Consider the following 21562-nt stretch of genomic DNA (forward strand, 5'->3'; position numbering starts at 1 on the left):
GCTCCCGATTCCAGGCCAAACTCAATTGGGAAGAGAGAAACCACGAAAAGCGAGTCGCTCCACGCACCCCAATTAAAGTCCAATTATTTTCCAATAAAGCAGTGATACACAGCTTCTTCCATGCAGCGCACTACCGATGGATTATTCACCTGTAATTCCAGACCGGTCTACTCCTTCAACAAACCAGCGCTGCGTAAAGAAATATACAATCAGCAGTGGAAGGATAGACAGCATCGTTCCGGCCATGCTTATCCCTTCGTTGATATTGTCGGCTTCTGTATCGCCGGTGTACATCTGGTCAAAAGTCGCATTGAACTTTCCAAGCTCAATCGGCAGTGTGGTCAGCTCATTTCCGAAATAAAGACTGGCCAGCGCTGTTTCATTCCAATACCATACAAACGAAAACAGAAAGGATATAATGATCGCGGGTACAGCCATCGGAATGGCAATCGTTAGAAAGATTCGGAAGTTGCCGGCACCATCTAAATGAGCTGCTTCCTCCAGAGCTTTAGGAATCATTCTAAAAAACTGATAGAAAATCAGAATGAAGATGGCACTGTTTAACCCCTGACCGAACAAAGCCGGAAGCAGGAAAGAAAGGATACTTCCAATCAGCTCCATCTCGTTAAAGAAAACATACCTCGGGATAAGCAGCACCTGCGGTGGAATGATAAATGTAACCAGTACCAGCCCGAACAAAATTTTCTTAAAAGGAAATTCAAAACGGGCAAACCCATAACCGATTACGGCGGCCACCGCTGTCTGCGCAAGGGAAGGAATGACCGTTACATACAACGTTTCAATCAGGGTGGGAAACAAATCAAGCACCCTGTAGGCCACCTCATAATTTTCCATATAGAAGGTGGATGGTATCCAGCTGATCAACGGGTTTAACAGGTCTTCCAGAGACTTAAAGCTATACGAGCTCATGTAAATAATAGGAAACAAATAGACGAACCCAATTACTATTAACAGCCCGTACACACAAATCTTAAATAGAAAACCATTGTTTCCCTGTACGCCGAGCAGGAAGCTTTTCATTTTGGAAAAGTACTTATCTGCTTTTTTTCTCTGCACAGAAGACAGCTTCGTATCGAGCATACACGTTCCCTCCTTTACCTGTACTTTTTATTTCCTCTTACCGCCATCGTCCCGACACCAATGGCTAATACGAGTGCGATCACAAGGAAATACACCCATGAGAGCGCCGAGGCATACCCAAACCCTGTGGAGACTTCGAACATGTTGCTTTGAATGTGATCGACGACTGGATTTAAAGCAAATATGGAATACGTAACAATCGTGTAGATTAAATTCACAATGATCATCGGATACAGTGTCGGCAGGGTTACCTTCCAAAAACACTCCCAGTTCGAGGCGCCGTCGATTTTGGCAGCTTCATAGATTTGCCGGTCGGTCTTCTGCAGTGCTGCCAGGAAGATTAAGATTTGAACGCCGGAATACCAAAGAATGATAATCAGGTTATCCATTAAATAGGTGAGCACTGTGTTAATAAAACCATCTGTACTGGATAAAAATGTGGCAAAAAGAGCGTACTCTTCAATAGAAGGTATAGAAGTAACATCCTGCTCCATTAAATCCGTAATTACAGGTCCGCTGGCAATGATAACGGGAAGAAAGAATACGGTTCTAAAAAATCCTTTCATCCGGATCGGCTGATTCAGCAGCAGAGCAATAATGAGAGAGAACACGATAATAATAGGTGTTGATATCAGCAGCTCCCGTAAAAATGTGAGCAGTACCTGCGTAAACTGGGAATCTACCGTAAAGGCATACATGTAGTTTTCAAACTTAACAAACTCCGTTTGAATGCCGTTCGGCGTAATTTTGACCTGTTGGAAGCTTAGAAACAGAGAATAAAACAACGGAAAAGCCGTAAATACGATAAAACCTATGATCCAGGGAGATAAAAAGGTCAAACCCATTAGACTTTTCTTCTTCTTTAATGTCATTTGCTTCATCATGATGGATCCCCCCGGTCAATCACCTGATACCCTTTGGCTTCTACTTCTGTCCCGTCTGCTTCAACTGCCTCATTGTTATAGTTCACAAGGATGGCTTTGTCATTTGAATACACAACTTCAACCAGATCAGCGTCATGGACAATACGGTCCGTTATTGTTTCTCCTTCTACTTCTCCGAGGCTTTCCTTAACTGCTTCATATTGCTCAACAATCGTGCTTTCCCAGTTATCAAACTGAGAGGTGTACAGATCCTCTGAAGGAGTGTGGACCAGTTCATGAGAGTCTTCACCAGTTAAATAAAACGATGGATTAGCACCGTATTCAATCATACGGAGAAGCTCGTCCTCCGGGCTGTTATGAAAGTTGGTAAAGGACGCGTAATAAGGCACATGACCTTTGAGTACGATTTGCAGGAACGGAACCGTATCGGTGACAAAACTATAGTTCGATGAATACATCGGGATATCAAAGTACCTGTCCGTCTGAGCCCACATGTAATCATTCGGCTGATAGAAGGACAAGGAATCCATGCTTTCCTTTAACTCCCCAGCCAGTTCCTGATAGGTGTCCATTACCTGCGGCCTGAACGAGTCACTCGTAAAATCGGAGAACAATTCATTCGCACTCGTATCTACAGCTAAGTGGGACATCTCTCTTTCCTCAAATTCGCTTCGTTCTTCCTTTACCATTTCCAGCGCTTTTTGAGGGCTGAGGTAAAAGTAATCTTCTGACTCTCCACGGCTTGTAATCGTTTCGGCATTGACCTTTCTCGCCACGTCCGTCCTTCCTGAGAATCCTGATGCTCCATCAAATGCTTTCGTATAATCTGTGTAATAGGTCATAGGAATCTCATTTTCAGCAAAATAATCATTCACGTCTTCATAATCCCGATCGCTTCCTAAATCATTCTCAAGCGGGAATTTCTTCGGGAGTGTTCCGGTGTAACCTCCTTTAGTCCAGCCACGGTAGACAACATGCATATCGTCAACCTCCTGCTGCTTTAAGCGGTCCACATAGTCAGGCAGGTCCGTCACTTCGGTCATTACCTGAATGGAATCACGCAGCAGACCGCTTTTTACTTCTCCACCCAGAAATTCGAGACGGAGGTCAACTTGATCTTTACCCGACACCAGCCTCTCATTGTCCAGCAAGTACTGCTGATAAGTCTGAGCCATTCCTACATAGTTGGCCTCGTCGTCATTGAGAAACGTTATTCGTTCTTTTACATCGAACTCATTCATTTCCTCCTGAAAAACGTTGTAGCCGCTCATATTCTGACTCGTCGGCTGATAGTATTGATAACGGTAATTGTACTGCGCGGTCACCCAGTGGAAATCGGTCGCAACACCGGATGGATAGGCGATCAGATCGGCAAACGTCTGTCCTTCATCAATCACAGCAAGGTAGCCGTTCTCATCCACGCCATTCGTCATACCGTATACAGGCATCGTAATTTTTTGGGCGCTGTTGACCCGGTCTTCCCCTTCTTCAGAGTCGCTTCGCTTAAAGCCCTCGTCTTCTCCATAAATGGAAGCCTGATAGGGAGCCATAGACGACGGCTGTTCTTCGTCAAAGCGCATAAGCGCCCCGCTTCCGTCGGGGATGAACGTATAACCGTCCATGTCTGTTCCTTCTGATGCTCCTAAGAAGGGATACACGCGCATTGTCGCAAGTTTTCGATCTTCTTCATTAATTTCACTCTCTGGGATAAGGACTTCAATCGAACCGCCATCAAGGATAACCTCGAGTTCCATGGAGATTCCAGCTTCCTCAAAATCAATGGATGCAGTAAAACCATTTTCCTGCTCGTTAACCGACACCTCGGATTCATTTGTCAATATACTTTCGGAAGAGGTTTTATCCTCTCCATCAATGTAATCGATCGTGACGGCTGAATGAGCCATATCCGACCATGTTTCATTCAGGTTATATTCTTTATCCTCACTCAGACCCGAGCTCCATATATACCCTGTCTGCTTGTTCTCGATTTGCAGGGCGAGGGAGTCCTCTTCCAGGTAAAGCACCAAGTCCTCGTTTTCTGCCACCTGAGTATAAGCTTCATTTACTGATGTCTCAGGGGAGGAGCCATCCTCCTGCTCAGGCTGTGTAAACTGATTCGACTGGTAACGAAGCTTTTCATTTGCACGCTGCTCTTCCTCTTCTTTTATATCCGTATCAGGATCGCTATCCGACAGCGAATTGGCAATCGCCGTTACCGGAAACAGTAAGACGATCATGAGAATGACCCACTTCCACTTATTAAACACGCAGCATCACCTCCTCCATGATCGAGCTGACAAAGTCAAATAATTGATCAAATAGTACGTAAAGCACAAAGAATACTAAGACGGTCAGGAACATACCAAACAATGTGACCAAAAAGTTTCTTACTGTCCCCCAGAAGGAATAATCATGAACCTCCTTAATGGTGGTAAAGAGGATAACCATCGACCAGATGATGATCACCTGCATCGAGAACGTATAAATAAACGCTTCATTAAAAGTAAGAATGTTTGAAATAAGGGTGACAGGGATGATAAATAATAGAATCGGAGCTAACGAATAAATCGTTCCTATATAAACATCCCTGAACCTTCCTTCTCCCTCGGTAATCGTACTGATTAAATAGTTGACGAGGATAAATAGGAGAAGAGGAAGCAGCACGACCCCCGCTTCAAAGAATACGTTGACATTTTCCAGCGTCCGGTCAGTAAATAGAAAGCCTGTCCAATAGATTCTCAGTAAGTATTCAACGACAAGAACGAGATATAAAATACTCGCAGATAGAATCGACGCCCGTTCTCCATTTTTCAAATAATAAATGCTGTCGATCGGCCTTTTAATAAATCTTGTTAAAAACAATAGCTCATAAACTAGTTTCTGCCGTTTAATGGTTCTTGAAGTATGTCGTACAGGCTCGAGAATATTCTTCTTCCGGTCTGTGAACTTAACCGTATACCTTACTGCAAAGAATGCAAAAATGATCATAAACGCACCCGCCAGATTATCTTCCATCCAGCGATAGCGGATTTCCCAGAAGGCATTGGAATAACCTTCTTTATCGTTGGCTAATTCAAATTCCTCTAACGCCTCATCGTACTCCTGCTGCTTATAAAGAGCTTCCCCTTTAGCTGAATGAGCGAGTCCGAATGATGAATTCAACCGGAGAATTTCGTTCCAATACTCTTCACTCTCGATATAGTAGCCTTCCTCAAAGAGTGCCAGCCCCTGGTGAAGGACGGATGTGAATTCCGTAGGTTCATAGACTTGAATATTTCCCTGCTCCCGGTCGGTTACATAGAGACGGCCGACGTCATCGACTTCAATGCTGGACGGCTGCGTCGTCAAACCAAGGCGGTTGTTCTCATTCGTCTTACCGCCAAAGGAAAAGAGCTGGTTGCCCGAGCTGTCGTATTCATAGATCATGCCGTCGTTTCCTACGGTATAAATATTTCCAATCGAACCGACTGCGAGATCAACTAAGTTCGTTTCCTCTGTCATTGCAGGAGGTAGAATATTGCCCCCTTCAATGTTCAGCTTCCGAATCGCTTCCCACGTCGTTCCTGATGTTGTCGTATAGACCAACCCTTGATCATCAATAGAAATATTCCCTGGAGCCGGGGGTTCCTTCATAAATAGATTGGCTTCCTGACGCTGTGTGGTGATCATATCCTGAACAAACGTCCCGACAGAGGGCGCAAGCGTATTCGCTCCATAGTACCCTAGAAAGGTTCCGTCCTCGCTCAGTTGAATAATACCGTTCGTCGCACTTTCACCAATAATATAGATATTGCCGCGAGTATCAACGGACACCTTTTCCGGCTTATAAGGCGCATTGGCACCAAACAACGGAGATTCCGGCCGTTCAAACTCGTCGATCAGCTCTCCATCCTCCTGGAACTTCACGACTTTTTCATTGCCGTAATCAGCCACATAAACATCGCCGTTCTCCTCTGCGTATACTCCTAACGGCTGATTCAATTCCTCTTCACCGTATACCGCTAGTTCATTCCCCTCTTCATCGAACTTCATAACGGTTTGTGTACCCGAATCGGCAATATAGATATGACCCTGTTGATCAATATAAATGTCCTCTGGATTGATAATTTCCGTTCCTTTTGCAAACAACCCGATCGGTGTGTAAGCCGTTTGGGTTTCGATAACATTTCCATCAGCTGTTAAAGTTTCTGTTGGATAGGGTACAGAAACGGAAGCAGAGCAAAGTGCGGGAAACAATATGGTTAACCAAACACAGATGACAGCTGTAATAAATCCCCTCATTTCCCTTCCTCCTCATCGTTACTTAATTCCTGAATGGGCCATCGTGTTCATAACTTTACTCTGCATAAAGATGAAAATAATCAAGTTAGGAACAAACATAATTAATGATGCCGCTGCTGCCATCCCCTGCCCGGCAACAGTATTTCCTTCTGTGTCGGCCGCTAACGTTGACATGAAAAAGGCAAATGTCTTTAAGTTTTCATCATCAACAAATAACGTTGACGTCTCTGCGTTGTTCCACACGGCCTGAAACGCCAGAATGGAGATGGTGGCAATCGCAGGCTTGACTAAAGGCACGATAATCTTCAGGAAAATCTGAAAGTCATTTGCTCCATCAATTTTTGCAGCTTCAATGAGTTCATTTGGAATTTGATCAATAAATTGTTTAACTAAAAATAGTCCTACGGGCATCGCTAATAAAGGAAGGATATGAGCGAAAAATGTATCGAGCAGCCCAACTTCGTCAATTAATAAATAACGCGGAATGACGACTGCAGCTGGAACGAACATTAATGCCAGTGTGTTAATTTCAAAAATCGTGTTCTTAAACTTGAATTGCTTTTTGGAAAACACATATCCAGCCATCGTACTGATCAGCACTGTTAAGAAAACAACAATCACAGTGACGACTACACTGTTGAACAAATACCTCGTCATTGGCACGCCCGTTGCGTTGGTGTTGCCTGCTAAGTCAACAAAGTTTTCGAGCGTCGGTTTCTGCACGAAGAAACGGGGCGGATAAGCAAACAGTTCATCAATCGGTTTAAACGCATGGGAGAAAATATAGACGATCGGAATCATCATTAACAGCGCCATCGGAATAAGCACGCAGTAGAACTTCAGTTGGCTTCTATGAAACTTATCTGGATTAATTTTTGTCCCGTGAAAGGATGCCATTGTTACACCTCCTAATCGATTAGTCTTTTTCAGCAAACAGCTTCATAGCTACCCGCGAGAACCCATATATGAATAAAAGCAGCAATACGGACAAGGCAGCCGCATAACCCATTTCATAACGGATAAACCCAAAATCCTCCAAGTGGTTCACTATTAACTGACCCGCGTTTTGCGGCGTCGGATTCTGTCCCGAAAGCTCAACCCCGATGGCTCCGGCTTGAAATGTGGTCACTACGGCCATCACCGCTCCAAAGAGCATCTGCGGTTTCATCGAAGGAATCGTAATATAAATAATTTCCTGAAAACGGTTTCTAATCCCGTCAATATAAGCCGCTTCATAAATTTCCTTATCAATATTAAGCACGCCGGACAGCATCGCGAGAAACCCGACTCCCATGCTGCCCCATAACGTGACGAGAATCATAATCAACATTAAGTAATTAGGAGACTGCAGGAATTGAATGGGTTCAGTAATGAATCCCATAGAGATCAATAAATTATTCAAATAGCCTGTCTGATCCCCGCTGAAAATAATCTTCCAGACGACACCCATTGCCACTCCTGCCGTCATTGACGGCGAGAAGAGAATTAAAGCAAGAATCGTCCGGGGGCCTTTTGATATCTGCGCCAGCATCCAGGCTAACAAAAAGGCCATAATATAGCCTCCGGGGCCTACAATAAGGGAGAATATCAATGTATTGGGCAGGACATACTGCATAAAGGTATTGTCCTGAGTCACGATATTGACATAGTTGGCAAGCCCTATGAAGGACGGAAATTCGATCGTATTAAAGTACGTAAAAGACAATCCGACGGCAATCACCACCGGAATGATGATGAACATAGAAAACAAGATTAAATAGGGTGCAAGAAACACAGATGTACTTAAATTCTCTCTGTTATTCATCCGTCTCCATCCACCTTTCTACTTTTTCGATCGTTGGAATTTCATAAGGTTTGACAACTTCTCCATCTTCCATATAATCAAATTCCTCAAGCTTCCGCCTCATTTCGCGGTTAATTAGAATAACACTGTCATCCACAGAAGCACGGGCATTTTCCCCGTCAAATACAACCTTGTTCCATACGTTACTAATCTCACGCTCGACCATATATGAATACGGTGTCTTCGGTACTTCCCTCATGTACTCCCACTGCTCCAGAATTACGTCTTTATGCTCCTGCGGCAGCGGCAGCTGGGCAAAGGAATCCAGGTTGGCTGTATTCCACATGTACTCCGGCCCGTATAACGTCTGCAATGTTGACGCGAACTCGGTCTGCGTATCCGTCGACATCCACCATTTCATTAATTCCCAGGAGTCGTCCTTTTTGCCGCTCTTATCAAACATCATGGAAGCCTGGCCGGATCCCGGGGCCCAGCGTTCCACTGTGCCGTCCTCCTGTTCTATTCCAGGCTGTGGTGTAATGTCCCACAAGCCGGATATTTCAGGGGCGGCCGTCGTCAGCTCAACATACGTACTAAATGGAGCAACCCCCATCGGCAGCGTCGAATAGCGGAAATGGTTATAGAATCTTGGCACTTGAAGCGGCATGCTGTAGATGGTGCTTAAATCAGCCATATATTGTATACCTTCGAGTGCATTTTCTTCATCAATGGTCGTCCCGAGTCCATTCTCTTCATAGATCTCTCCTCCAAATTGATAAATAAATGGAGAAGTTGTTTGAAATGGCTTAAACGCTGACTCTTCTGCTAATGGGGTATAGTAATTCATTCCATACCTCTGCAGCTCGGGAAGAATATTAGTGACCTCATCCCACGTATCCGGCACAGGCACATCGAGCTCTTCCACAATATCTTTACGATAAAACTGAACAAAGAAATCCTGCGTTTCAGGAAGTGCATAGACACTATCCTCCACCGTTAAAGGAAGGAAAGCGCCCGGTGAAAACTGCTGCCCGACTTCACCGAAATCATCAAATTCTCTTAAATCAACAGCTGATCCACGGATGGCCAGCTCATAAGGGACCCAGTTACTAATACCAAACGCTAAATCCGGCTGTGTATCGGCGGCACTGGCCAGTACCAGCTTCTGCTCATCCGGCATTAATGAATATTTCACTTTTATCCCAGTTTCTGGCGTGAAGTTCTGGTCTGTCATATTCTGCAGCAGTTCTACGTACTGCCTCGGACGGTTCACCCAGACTTCAATCGTGTCATCGTCTACATCTGAGGTGGCAAGATTATCCTCCGTAAAGGATTGGAAGAAGCCGGACACAGAATCCTTCGTCTTATCAAAAAATCCAGCCTCGGCACTCGGGAGATTTTCATCCTCCCCATGAACGTAGAAGCGGTCGAGCAGCAGCGGCTGGGCTGATAGATCCATAGATATATCCCCCAGTAACTGTGCGGATGAGTTAGACCCTGTAGACAGCTGAGTGAGCTTATTCGGAATTTCATCCGGATTGTCAGCTAAGTTGTCTAATTTATCAATGGCAATTTTCATAGACGATACTTCCGTCGATTCTTCGCCGTCATTGAGCTCAAGCAAATAATCGACCTGTTCATTCAGTCTGTGCGCCCAGCCATTTAACTGGTCCTCAATATCCGGAATGTATTCCTCGATCTCCCAGTCACGTGATCCCTGTTGATTCCCTACAAGCTTACGAATCGACAGCGACAGCTCATCAATCTCCTGCATCACTTCATCAATCGTAAATAAAACATCGGCGTGAGGAGACGGATCAGCTTTTAGGCTGACCGTATTCGTTCCTTCCTCTAAATAAAAGGAGTACGGCTCCCCCTCCTCACTGCTTAACGTTTCATTTCTCCACTCTTTGCTATAGGAAAAGGGGTATGACTGTGCCTCTTCAAATGGGACACGGTCATTAATAAGCACTTGTCGATATACAGGCGAGCGGGACTCGTTATCCTGTCTCGTTTTAAAGGACAATTGGTAAAATCCTGCTTCCTCGGCTTCTACTTCCCAACTCACCGTCTGGCCCGGTTCACTCCAGGAATCTCCTCCTAATGTATTTAACAGCAGCTGTTCCCTGTCATACGGATTCACCGAAGGATCCTCGGTTGTTTCAGGACGGATATAGGAGCTGTTTTTCTCAGACGGATGTTCGGCTTCAATCGTCTGCAGGTCTTCTTGTTTTTCAGCGTCCGGGTAATCCTCTACATAGTCCTCGTAAGCAGGGATAGACTCTGGAGAAGTCACATGAACATCTCCTACAAGCATTTCCCCACGCAGATTACTGAGGGTAATTGTGTTAGTGCCCTCTTCTAAATGATATTGAAGCGGGCGCTTATACATATATGTAGAGTCTTCCGCTTTGACATGTGACCATTCTTCGATCGTCTCCTGATCAGGAATGATTTCATTCCCCGATCGATCCGTTTCAAAGTCTTCTGTTTCGTTCTTCCATTTACTTGGGAATTCAATTTGCCGGCTTTCTCCAAAAGGATACTCCCCGTTCACCTGGATAGCACCCTCTATTGGCATGATCAAATCACCTTGTGGTAAATAATCAAACCCAATTTCATATAAACCTTCTTCTTCCACCTCGACTTCAACTGTTAATGATTCTTGATTATGCCAATAGAATACGCGATCCTCATAACCCTTACTTTCTGATGAAGATAATAATTCTTCTTCATCCATATCTGTAAATGAAGAAGGGGAGATAGTCCGCTCAAATTGAGCGGCACTATCTACACCTTGTTCCTTCCATTCGTTGAGTACGAGGCGATAACTCTGCTCTTCTATTTGCTCATTGGCTTCCGTTTCGTCCTCGCCGTTTGCCAAAACGGCGTGAGGGATGAATAACAGGGTAAACAGCGACCATATCAGCACTTTAGACTTCATGACGTTACCTCCTCAACTGATTCCCATAACTTTATTCTTCACCAATCGCTTCTAACTCTTCTTCATATTTCTGATTGGCTAAATCGTTAATTTGACTTGCATAATCTTCTATATTTACCTGCCCTGATACACTGGCATCAATTAATGCACCCATCGTAGCATTAGATTCATCGCCTACTTCTACGCCTGTCGGTGCTTCCCAGCGGGCTTGTCCATAGCCTGGAGTTGTCTTATACGGCTCGATCACAGCATTCTCAATGTTGCCATAAGCTTCCTTAAGACCCGGCACGTCAACTCGCTCGAAATAAGCATCAAGTACTTCTTCATCAGTAATTAAAGGTACGCCTGACAAGCTTACTTCTTCTTCCTCATCAGCAAGCTCCATACGTTTCATGTAGCCGTCTTTACCGAAGCCCATCCATTTTGCCAGCTTATATGCTTCTTCCGGATGTTCCGTAGAACTGGAAAGACCATAGAAGTCGTGGGTGATGACAGTTCTGTCTCCCGGAATACCAATAAAGTCCCAATCGAAGTCTGCGTTTTGCTCATATCCGCCGATGGCCCATGTTCCATCCCACCTGATGCCGATTTCATTGTTCATCCATACTTCATTGGCATCTTCTCCATTGAAGTTAGCCATTTCATCTTCAGACAGCGTGGCATAAGCATAACCATTTGTGTTTATGTTGTTAGCCAGTTCAACCCCGCTGATAAACTCATTACTATCTAAATGGAATCCTTCATTAAAGGTGTACCAGCCCAGCTCTTCACTTGCAGCAGCCGGGTACCATTCAGGGATCGCGTTCGCTTCGTTTAAACCAATCACACCCTGATTGACGTTGGTAATATCACTGACAGCGCTTTCGAATTCGTCAATGCTTAATCCAAGTGACGGAACATCGAGGTTAGCCTCTTCATATAAATCCTTGTTGACGAAATAGCCAAGGATATTTTGGGAAGAAGGGACCGAATAAACACTATCACCATAAGTCACGGCTTCTTTTACTGAATCCGGCAGCATGTCGTATTCATCATCCTCTTCAACATACTCGCTCACATCCATCATCCAGTCATTTGCCATCCCTGTCGGTACGTGAGAAAGAGCGAACACGTCCGGCATTTCCCCGGCACTAGCTGCAGAAGCCAGAGATTCCTCCCAAGGATCACTGATCGATTCATCAATCTCAACATTGATATCCGGATTCTCCTCCATGAAGGCGTCAATCATCATCCGGTCAAGGTTGGTTTCCCCCTCCGAACCGAATGCCCAGCTGGCAATACTTATTGTTACTCCATCACCGTCTTCACTCCCGCCTGAATCACCTTCTCCTTCTGAATCATTTGAGCATGCAGCCAGCAGGGCAAAGACTGTCAACAACGTAACGATAGAAAACCATTTTTTCATTACATCCACCTCTTCGATTTTTTTAGTAACCAGGGCCGTCAATTTGATTTTACAAAGTCAATCGTTATTTCTTTTTCTAAAGACCGCGGCAAATGAACAGTAAAGCGTCCTTCGGAGATTCTTTCGACCTTCACTCCAAAAGCTTCAACCGGCTTGTATTTAAACGTTTCAAAAATAAGTAATTCTTTAGACTGCTTTAGTTTCACTTCCACCGATATACCCTCTCTTGATTGGTCCACATTAAACACTTCTGCTGTAGCAGAGGTGACAGTAAGGTCTTCTGTAAGCGGAATATTAACAGGAAGCATGAGCCCGCTTTTTGGGGGAACGGTAACAGCAGTTCCTTCGAACAATAGTTGATTGTGTCTTCTGACAGGAGTAACCTTTTCCACTTCATCCAAGTTGTGAAGAAAGACAAAGTAACTTTCTGCGGTAACTTCACGTATGGAAACGTCCAATTCCTCATCTACGATAAACTCGCTGATTACACCTGCTCGTTCGGCAAGTTCGCGAATGACATCGTATTGATGGTGAAAATTTAGTTCCATGCCGATCCCGAACATAAGCAGACGGCCTTTTCCAAGTCTCTTCTCAAAAGCAGCCACATCTTTATTCTCGTCTTCTGACCAGGCAAAGGCTCCTTCTGTTACCTCGAACGTTTCCATATACTTCGTCTGTACGCTGTCAATGTCACCGACTGTAACAAACCCCTTTCTTCTTCCATTCAACTCCACACCAATGTAATCTCTTAACAAAGTGCATTCATCATTATTGAGATCTTTAGTCGGAATCGACGGGAAAAGAATAAGCTGACCACCGTCTTCCAAGTAATCGATTAGCTTCTGCTGTACATGGCTGTCCATCCATTTCATCGAAAACATCCACAGCGTCGGCACTTCTTCCACGTTTATCTTCCTATTATCTTGAATATTCAAGCTGTCAAAAACGATTCGATTAACTCTAAGCCCTTTGGCAACACCATTGTAGATGTTTAAATCAAGCTCAGATTGAAACGTTTCAATTAAAGGTGAAGAAAAAAGATTACTATATTCCGTCATGTAGTAATCCGGATAGAAAGCAAAGCACGTCTGGGTCCTCTGCTTCGCATTTGATAGTGGTTTTTCATAGGTACGGTACATCCGCCCTAAATGCTGGATCACTTGAAAATGGGGCTTCTTTTCTCCGGAAGCGCTTAATGGTGCCTGCCACTCATGCCTCCTGCCGTTTAACCCAATGTTTTCGTAATTCTCGCCGCCGACAAACATGTAATAGTTCACAGCATTCATGCCATTGGCAAAACAAAGGCGGGTTGTCAGATCAAATGTACTCGGCTGCAGCCTCGGTTTGTCCGATGCCGAACCTCCCTGGAATTCCGCCGAAAACAACGGCTGATCCGGAGATTGGATCGCTTTTGTAAACGAATTAGCGAGGACAATATCAACGTAGTTATCGAATTCAATATTCCCAATGTAATAGTCTCCTGCCACCAGCGTGTTCTCAAGCTTCGCTGCTTCAATCAGCTGGGCAGCGCCAATTGGGTAGCGCGTTCCTCTTTTTAAAAAGTCAATCGTATGAAATCCATGAATATTAATAATGAAAGGAACCGATATGCCTTCCTCATGAGCCAGCATCTTTAAATGCTCCAGGTACACTTTGTAATGCTCGCGCATAAACAGGTAATACTCTTTTTTTATAACCTCAGCCTGTTGATCTCCCGGGTGCTCCCTCATATACGCAAAGGGTGCATCGATTTGGTTATCTTTTTCTTTTAAGTATTGTTCAAATTGCTGCTTCGTCACTTCATTATAATCACCCTCGTTCGTCACCCAGTGAAACATTCCTTCTTCATTATCGAGCTGAAACATAATGACAGGACCGCCATGCTTAATTTGAAACGGCTCAATTACAGAACAAACCGAGTGATACCACCTTTCCACTTTTTCTAAAAACGCCGGGTGCATGTAACTGACGACTCGTGTCGGGTGGCCGTCCCCCTTCTCCGTGTAGGCCAGCGCCTCAGGGTAATGGTCGATAAACCATGTCGGAACTCCGTGATCCACAATTTCTGCCATAACGTAAGGACCGGGGCGGACCAGACAGTACATCCCTTCATCCGCCAGCAGCTGAAGAAAGCTTTGAAAATCACGCTCAGCTCTCGTCTCCCCTGTCAAATCGATGGCCCCCTCTTCGTATTCATGAAAGATCCATGGCACATAGGTGCTGACCATATTAACCCCCGCTTCCTTAACCTGACGGACACGATCCAGCCAATCCTCCTTTGGAATTCGAAAATAATGAAGCTCCGCACCAAAAACGATCGTTTCTGTACCATTGATCATGATCTTCTCATCTTTTACTTTAATCGTTCACACCTCCTTTCTAGCTTGATTGACGCGGAATAAACTCAATAGGTATCTCCGCTTCATCGATTCCTTCTTTCTTTTGCAGCATAGCGAATAAAGCTTCAGCTGCCGTCTGTCCCCATTGCTTTTTTTGAACGCGGACCGTCGTCAAAGCCGGCTGCACGTATCTCGATAAGTCAATGTCATCAAATCCGACAAACGCAATATCGTCAGGAACCTTTAAACCTGTCTGCTGAGAAGCTTTGATCGCTCCCATCGCCATTTCATCGTTCGCAGATACAAAGGCCGTCGGATAATTCTCGTTCTCCTCTAAAAACTTAGCCATGCAGAGTAATCCACTAATTTCCGTAAAGTCCGCTCGAATTAAATCCGTCTCCTTAAAGGGAAGATCATGTTTCGAAAGAGATTCCCGGAACCCTTCCAAGCGGCTTTCCCCGTCGAACGATTCCCTGGAACCAGCAATGAAACCAATCCGCTTGTGTCCCTGTTCCACCAGATGGCTCACTGTGTAGTCCATGCCGTGCTTATTCGGCAGCAAAACCTCCTTCACATGAGGATTCTCTAATTCACGATCGAGAACTACAATCGGAAACTTCTCACTGGCCAGACTGTCCAATAATTCATTGCTGATATGGTAATTGAGGATAATGGCTCCATCCACATACCGCTCCACCAGCAACCGGTGCTTGTCATCTGAAGCACAGACGACCATCTCATACCCTCTCTTGATCACTGCAACCTGAATGCCTTCCAACAGTTCATTAAAGAACGGACCCGTAAACCCACTTAAGAAGAGGCCTATGATGTTTGTTTTATTTTTCTTCAGGTTTTTGGCATTTCCATTTGGTCGATAGCCAATCTCCTTAGCCGCCAGCAGCACCTTTTCCTTTGTCTGCTTCGTAATCAGATCACTCCCATTCATGACATAGGATGCCGTGGCTACACTAACATTTGCTTTTTTTGCAACATCTTTTAACGTGGACAAGCTTTTCCCTCTTCTCTTAACTTACGGATGAAATCAATTTATTGAAACGTTTCAATAAGAATTGTATCGAATTTTGAAAGCGATTACAATATATTTTTCAGAAATTTATAAAAACTAGTGATTTGGTTGTGTGAGTAGAGATCACGTATTTGACTGTAATTTTATCTTTAATAAAGATGACCTGTTTTTTTATGGTTAAAATGTACTATAAAAATTAATTGGTCTGGTGTTACGTTTCTATGAATGACAAACCTTTTATAACCTTATAAACCGATGGCGAAATAGCGTATATGATAAAATAAATATATATAATATGTGAAGCAATTCAATCGAACTATCAAAGCAGATTAATATAGTAATGTTACTAAATTTATTGAATAGGAGATGGTATGACATGGCAACCCTCCACTTAATGGTGGGCCTCCCTTGCAGTGGTAAAACTACTCTTGCTCGCAAACTTGAAACAAAACACTCTGCACTTCGCCTTACCCCCGATGACTGGCATGCGGGTTTAGGTCATCATTATGGGTATAACATGACTGAATCGGACGAATCATTACACAATGTCAGACACGATGCAGTTGAATCTCTTATGTGGAAGGTTGCAGCTAGAGTTTTAGTTCTTGGCGTTGATGTCATTTTGGATTTTGGGTTATGGAGCAGAAAGGAACGAGAAGAGCTTCGTTGTCGTGCTGAGGAACTAGGGGCCGACATTAAAATTCATTTTATGGATGTACCAGAAAAGGTGCTATTTGAACGTTTAAGGAATAGAAATGCTCACAAACCAGATGAAAGTTTTGTTATACCCGAAGCTAAACTTAAGGAGTGGATACAAACCTTCGAACCACCTTTACCAGAGGAACTTGCATAAAACGGGTAAAGGCAGCTTTAGCTTCACGAGACAATTTAAGAAACCGACCGCTTGAACAATAAAATCCAAGCGGTTTACCTTTATCCTCCTTTTACCCAATGAGCGAAGAAGTTCCAGTCACAAATAGAACCGTCCTCGTTTAGAACACCTAAGTAAACTCCGTCGCCTTTCCCCACCTGCCAGATGGCTTGAGCTGAGTTTTCTTTTTCAGTAACTTCATTATCAAATATGTATTCAAAAAATTTTTGTTTACCAGCACCAAAAGTTTCAGCAGCATACGCAACTAAATAAATATCGATACAGTTCGCCCCTAGTTGAGCTGGGTCCGTCTGTAAAACATGATTTTTAACTAATTCAATTCTTTCTTCAGAAGACGCTGACAAAGCTTCTTCTTTAATAGTAGCTAGATGATACGCAGCATAGCTTCGTTTATCCCAAGGCTTTAATCGGCTTACTTCTCCGTCTACCTCCTCCAGCTTTATCAGCATATTTCTCAAATTACTTACTGTTGGTATAACGTTTTCGCGAAGACTTCTTCCTCTTAAATGATTCGGCAGTAATATGGACGACGTATTATTGATAAACATAGTAAACTCTCCTTTATGAATGATATATAAAGAGAATACTAAACTTTTAAAGGATTTTCATAACCACTGTGGAAGTTATTAGTAATAGAAATAATGAGGAGGTTAAAGATGATTGCAGGTTTTGCCTTAAACACATCAGAAATCCTCAGCTTATTACTGCTCCTTCTTTCCATCATCACTTTTATGTTATCCAGACTGAATTACAGAGCAAGTCACGCCCCGATTATAGCTATACAAAACAGAAAATACCGCATATCAGAAGATGAAGAAAAGAATATTTTTAAAATCACTGCAAAAAACATCGGGAACGGAATTTGCATTGACTCTTTACTGTTACTGCGGGAAAAAGATGAAAATAATAACATGAAATATTACCTCTCCAAACCAGTAAGAGAAATCGATTCAGATGACGTAATTGAGTTCACGATTAAGAAAGGCCCTAACTGGGATGAAGAGGCGGAGTTTATTCTCGTCTATGTGGATTTCTTCGGAAAAAAATACACTTCTAACGGAGTGACTGAAGGAGAAGCGGCGACTGCTGAACAATTGAACAGGTTTGTGAAGCCAGCTAAGCAGTTATATTTGTTTCACCCCACTTACCTTAAGTTCCTTTGGTGGAGATCGCAGGCTGTTAAGCAGGGAAATTCGGCCAAGGAACAAGAAAAGACCAGCTTTCACAAATCACAAAAGGAATTATCAGATTACAAAATTGACTTTACGATTTCCAAACAGAATAACGGAGAAGATTAAAGCTGGTTGGTTTATCCTAAGCTTTTTTATCCAGATGTTCTAAGTACTCTATGTAATATTTAATTGTTCTCGGATAATGGTTTGTTGTATCCTTATAATGCCTTTTAATATTAGCCAGTGTCTGACTATTAATCTGCCGTTCCTCTTTATAAATCTTTTTCTTCTTCAAATTAACTAATCTATTATTATATTGTTTAGCAGACGTTTCTTTTATTGGCTTTTCACCCTTGATGAATTTATGACGATTCAAGAGGTACTCTTCAAAATTCATAAACGACACCCTTTTACTAATATTCTTGTTATCTTGTTTGAACTCCTTCCTATATTGAGCCACAATGTGATTCACCATTTCTCTCCTTTTGGTATATAAATGAGGACAAGGGTGATAATATCCCCCGCTTTTTATGTCCTTGACACCAATAGAGGGAATACCAGCCTCTTGAATCAATTGCACCCATTCTCGTTTAATTAATTTAAGGTTCTTCCATTTTTTTTGATGATTTAACCCCCAGCCTAGAAGTATCCAGGAGTGCTGCTGTACTTCTTCTCTCGACACTATAGAAGCTTGAACAGAATACTCCCCGTTATTCGTGAGTTCCTCAAATAGATTTACTGCAGGAACACAACTCGGATGGCGCAAATTAAAGAGGTTATAGATATGAAAACGTCCGGTCAGTTCACCGTTTTTCTCATAAATACATTCAACAATTTTAATAAGCTGCTTCATCGTAGGATCTCCAGCGGGAATTAGTCCACTGCCTTCCCCGTATTGTTTAAGAGAATGTTCTACTTCCTTTGCTAAAGCAGCAGAGCCTGGGTTCAATAATAAACTTGCTCCTAACGATTCATCTGACTTGCCCCACTGTAAATAGGCCGATTTACGATAAATGTGATCGCCTTTTTTTACAAAAGCTCCATATGCCTTGGCTCGAACGGACAAGCGGCACACCTCTCTTCAGATATATTACGATTTCCTTATTTCATATATTCTTCATGGAGGAGTTTTCACCTTTATTTCAATTCTGAAAAAAACCTCTTCTAAGCTAAAACAGTAGTTTAGAAGAGGTTATGAATAAACAACTAGATTATCGCTCTCTCCACTGTCCGCGCCCAAGTTTTTGCCATCAGCATATTCCCTGTTGATGTCATATGAACCCCGTCAGTCGTTAAGCCGGGGCTTGGGTTTTTCTCCAGAAGCTCAATAAAGGCTTCATGTGCAGGCACGAGAATTGCTTGATAATTCTCAGCCAGTTGATTCACACTCTCAACATAATGCTTGAGCATTTGATTCCCCCGGGATGCTGGGTTTTCTTCTATAATTGTCGGCTGCATCAGAATGAGGTTACTTCCTATTTCCTCGACTGTCCGCTCAAGCAGCCTTTGATAAACGGTTAAAAAATGGTCAGGGTCCACCTGCTCCATCCCGGGTTGATCCAGCTTGCGCCATACGTCATTGATGCCTATCGAGACTGAAACCCAGTCCGGTTTTTCCTCAATTACGTCCAGACCCCATCGTTCTTCTAGATCTGTGATGCGGTCTCCAGATACTCCCTTATTCACGAAGTGAACCTCTGTTTCCGGGTGCTTCGTGATGTAATGGTCCCTCAGGATTTTCACGTAGCCTTCTCCTATTCCTTCTGGATCGTTTAATCTATTGGCATCTGTAATGCTGTCACCGATCATTACAATTTTCTTAGCAGCCATAGTATCACTTCCTTCACTTGTTTTAACACTAGAATACCAGAATTCGTGATCTGTTGATCTGGATTTGGCAGTTCAACAGTTTTCCCTTTCCAATGAATAGAGTGAAAGAGCGGATCAACTAGTTAAGCCCCGATATACTTCTGATACAGCTTCTTCGCTTCCTCCACATTCTCTGTACCGTGAATTAAAGTCCTCCCATCCTTAAAAACGACGAATCGAACGTCTTCGACATGAAACATGAGAAGCTCTGCATTTTCTTTCATTCTATCAGTCACATTTTCTAAGTGGCTGCTTAGATCTGATAGAGAGAGTGTAGACAATTGATCAGGTCTGACTTGTACAGTATTTCTCCCGCAAAGCATTGCAGTTTTTAATCCTTTTTCCTTTTTCAAATAAGGGAAAACGGCGTCCCTGGAGCAGGAAGGGCACTCTGGGTTAAGGAGCCCGCTTATATTAATCGAAGAATACTCACGCCCCCACACATCAGCGTAAACCATTTCTACGGTCATTGAATGGCCCGTAAGAAATTTCAGGCATTCAGCTGATTGATAAGCGGCTGTCATCTGCACAGCCGGCCCGATAATTCCGACAGTATCACACGTACTTCCTTCCTGTGGCAGGTGATCAATGAGACAATGCAGGCAGGGGGTTGTCCCTGGAACTATAGGCAGTACGATTCCATAGCTTTTCAAGCACCCGCCGTAAACCCATGGCACTTTAATCTTTGCTGCCACATCATTAATGACGAAACGCGTCTGAAAATTATCAGTGCCGTCGATTAGAAAATCTGCTCCGTCTACTAATGCTTCAGCTGTTTCCGCTTCAAATTCCTGTGCGATGCCTTGAACTTTTATCTCAGAGTTCATTGCCCGCAATCGCTGTTCAGCTGCCGACGCTTTCGTCTTCAGCGAGGCCGCATCATTCTCGGTGTAGAGCTGCTGCCGTCCAAGGTTGCTCCACTCGATGTAATCACGGTCGATAATGGTGATTTTTCCAACTCCGGCTCGAGTCAGCATTTCCGCATTAGCACAACCTAGTGCGCCAGCACCAACAATAAAGACATGCTTATTTGCGAGCTGAGCCTGACCGCCAGGGCCGATCGGAGTAAATCGTTCCTGACGGGAATAGCGCTCTGTCATCAACCGATCATCCCACTTTCCGGACTGCTTTTAGACGCATAGGTTTTCTGCGGAATTCTTCCCGCTTCATAGCCTAAGCGGCCGGACTCAATCGCAAGCTTCATCGCTTCTGCCATTTTCACCGGATCCTCAGCCCCGGAAACCGCAGTATTTAATAAAATACCGTCAGCTCCAAGCTCCATCGCGCATGATGCGTCACTAGGCGAGCCAATCCCCGCATCTACAATTACAGGGATGTTTGCCTGCTCAATAATAAACTGCAGGTTCAGCGGGTTCACAATCCCCTGCCCGGATCCAATTGGAGAGGCCCCCGGCATAATCGCATGGACGCCCTCCTCTTCTAAGCGTCTCGCCAGCACCACATCATCGGACGTATACGTAAGAACGGTAAATCCTTCTTCCAGCAGCTGGACTGAGGCCTTCATCGTTTCAAAAGGATCTGGCAGCAGTGTCTTATCACAGCCGATCACCTCTACTTTAATCATGTCACACAGCTCGGAAGCTTTGGCTAAGCGAGCTATTCTCACCGCTTCCTCCGCCGTTTTCGCACCTGCTGTATTCGGCAGCAGGGAATATTTCTGCAAATCAAGCTCTTCTAACAAATTCGGTTCGTTCGAATCAAAAATATCCATCCGCCGGACGGCAAAGGTTAATATCTCAGTACCTGATACGTTTACGGCTTCTTTTTGACTGGCAAAGCTCGGGTATTTACCTGTTCCCAGCATTAAGCGGGACTGAAAGGTGTGGTCTCCTATTTTCAACATG

At 43.8% G+C, this 21562-nt stretch carries 17 protein-coding genes; 2 read left to right on the top strand and 15 right to left on the bottom strand.

The features are described from left to right. Positions 1-141 precede the first annotated feature (141 nt). From LF822_RS16485 to LF822_RS16530, 10 genes are read right to left on the bottom strand one after another with little or no spacing between them, the layout of a single operon-like run. Positions 142-1101: a carbohydrate ABC transporter permease gene (locus LF822_RS16485; RefSeq protein ID WP_253925173.1), complete on the bottom strand. Its 960-nt coding sequence runs from the start codon at positions 1099-1101 to the stop codon at positions 142-144. Positions 1102-1115: 14 nt separating this feature from the next. Next, positions 1116-1985, bottom strand: a complete 870-nt coding sequence (locus tag LF822_RS16490) for a carbohydrate ABC transporter permease (protein WP_253925174.1) — start codon at positions 1983-1985, stop codon at positions 1116-1118. Further along, the gene (locus LF822_RS16495; protein WP_253925175.1) at positions 1982-4252 is read right to left on the bottom strand and encodes a DUF5696 domain-containing protein; all 2271 of its coding nucleotides are present in this window, start codon (positions 4250-4252) and stop codon (positions 1982-1984) included. The genes LF822_RS16490 and LF822_RS16495 overlap by 4 nt, the downstream gene beginning before the upstream one ends. Then, a complete protein-coding gene (locus tag LF822_RS16500) occupies positions 4245-6266 on the bottom strand; it encodes a hypothetical protein (RefSeq protein ID WP_253925176.1) in 2022 nt (673 codons plus the stop codon). Before LF822_RS16500 ends, LF822_RS16495 begins: the two co-directional genes overlap by 8 nt. An 18-nt stretch (positions 6267-6284) precedes the next feature. Continuing rightward, a complete protein-coding gene (locus LF822_RS16505; RefSeq protein ID WP_253925177.1) occupies positions 6285-7163 on the bottom strand; it encodes a carbohydrate ABC transporter permease in 879 nt (292 codons plus the stop codon). A 19-nt stretch (positions 7164-7182) separates the two neighbouring features. Continuing rightward, a complete protein-coding gene (locus LF822_RS16510) occupies positions 7183-8070 on the bottom strand; it encodes a carbohydrate ABC transporter permease (RefSeq protein ID WP_253925178.1) in 888 nt (295 codons plus the stop codon). Further along, a complete protein-coding gene (locus LF822_RS16515; protein ID WP_253925179.1) occupies positions 8063-10993 on the bottom strand; it encodes an extracellular solute-binding protein in 2931 nt (976 codons plus the stop codon). The genes LF822_RS16510 and LF822_RS16515 overlap by 8 nt, the downstream gene beginning before the upstream one ends. Before the next feature lie 31 nt (positions 10994-11024). Further along, positions 11025-12398, bottom strand: coding sequence for an ABC transporter substrate-binding protein (locus LF822_RS16520; RefSeq protein WP_253925180.1), 1374 nt, complete (start codon positions 12396-12398; stop codon positions 11025-11027). Between the two features lie 38 nt (positions 12399-12436). Next, on the bottom strand, positions 12437-14737 hold the full coding sequence (locus LF822_RS16525; RefSeq protein ID WP_253925181.1) for a beta-galactosidase: 2301 nt from the start codon (positions 14735-14737) through the stop codon (positions 12437-12439). Between the two features lie 40 nt (positions 14738-14777). Next, a complete protein-coding gene (locus LF822_RS16530; protein WP_253925182.1) occupies positions 14778-15746 on the bottom strand; it encodes a LacI family DNA-binding transcriptional regulator in 969 nt (322 codons plus the stop codon). Between the two features lie 394 nt (positions 15747-16140). Here LF822_RS16530 and LF822_RS16535 point away from each other — a divergent pair, with 394 nt between their 5' ends. Next, positions 16141-16617: a P-loop nucleotide/nucleoside kinase family protein gene (locus LF822_RS16535; RefSeq protein WP_253925183.1), complete on the top strand. Its 477-nt coding sequence runs from the start codon at positions 16141-16143 to the stop codon at positions 16615-16617. A gap of 80 nt (positions 16618-16697) precedes the next feature. Here the strand turns inward: LF822_RS16535 and LF822_RS16540 are convergent, their stop codons facing one another. After that, entirely contained in the window at positions 16698-17204 is a 507-nt protein-coding gene (locus tag LF822_RS16540; RefSeq protein WP_253925184.1) for a hypothetical protein, read from the bottom strand. A gap of 108 nt (positions 17205-17312) precedes the next feature. Between LF822_RS16540 and LF822_RS16545 the strand changes: the two genes are divergently transcribed. After that, complete coding sequence (locus tag LF822_RS16545) at positions 17313-17954, top strand: hypothetical protein (protein ID WP_253925185.1); 642 nt, start codon at positions 17313-17315, stop codon at positions 17952-17954. A gap of 16 nt (positions 17955-17970) precedes the next feature. On the opposite strand, the gene LF822_RS16550 is transcribed toward LF822_RS16545, so the two are convergent. The 4 genes from LF822_RS16550 to LF822_RS16565 form a co-directional block, all read right to left on the bottom strand. Then, the gene (locus tag LF822_RS16550) at positions 17971-18894 is read right to left on the bottom strand and encodes a hypothetical protein (RefSeq protein WP_253925186.1); all 924 of its coding nucleotides are present in this window, start codon (positions 18892-18894) and stop codon (positions 17971-17973) included. Positions 18895-19034: 140 nt separating this feature from the next. After that, positions 19035-19658: an SGNH/GDSL hydrolase family protein gene (locus tag LF822_RS16555; RefSeq protein ID WP_253925187.1), complete on the bottom strand. Its 624-nt coding sequence runs from the start codon at positions 19656-19658 to the stop codon at positions 19035-19037. A gap of 122 nt (positions 19659-19780) precedes the next feature. After that, on the bottom strand, positions 19781-20797 hold the full coding sequence (locus tag LF822_RS16560; protein WP_253925188.1) for a ThiF family adenylyltransferase: 1017 nt from the start codon (positions 20795-20797) through the stop codon (positions 19781-19783). Then, positions 20797-21561, bottom strand: coding sequence for a thiazole synthase (locus LF822_RS16565; protein WP_253925189.1), 765 nt, complete (start codon positions 21559-21561; stop codon positions 20797-20799). Before LF822_RS16565 ends, LF822_RS16560 begins: the two co-directional genes overlap by 1 nt. Position 21562: the final 1 nt, after the last annotated feature.

This window comes from Halobacillus sp. A5, assembly GCF_024189315.1.
Classification (GTDB): domain Bacteria; phylum Bacillota; class Bacilli; order Bacillales; family Halobacillaceae; genus Halobacillus_A.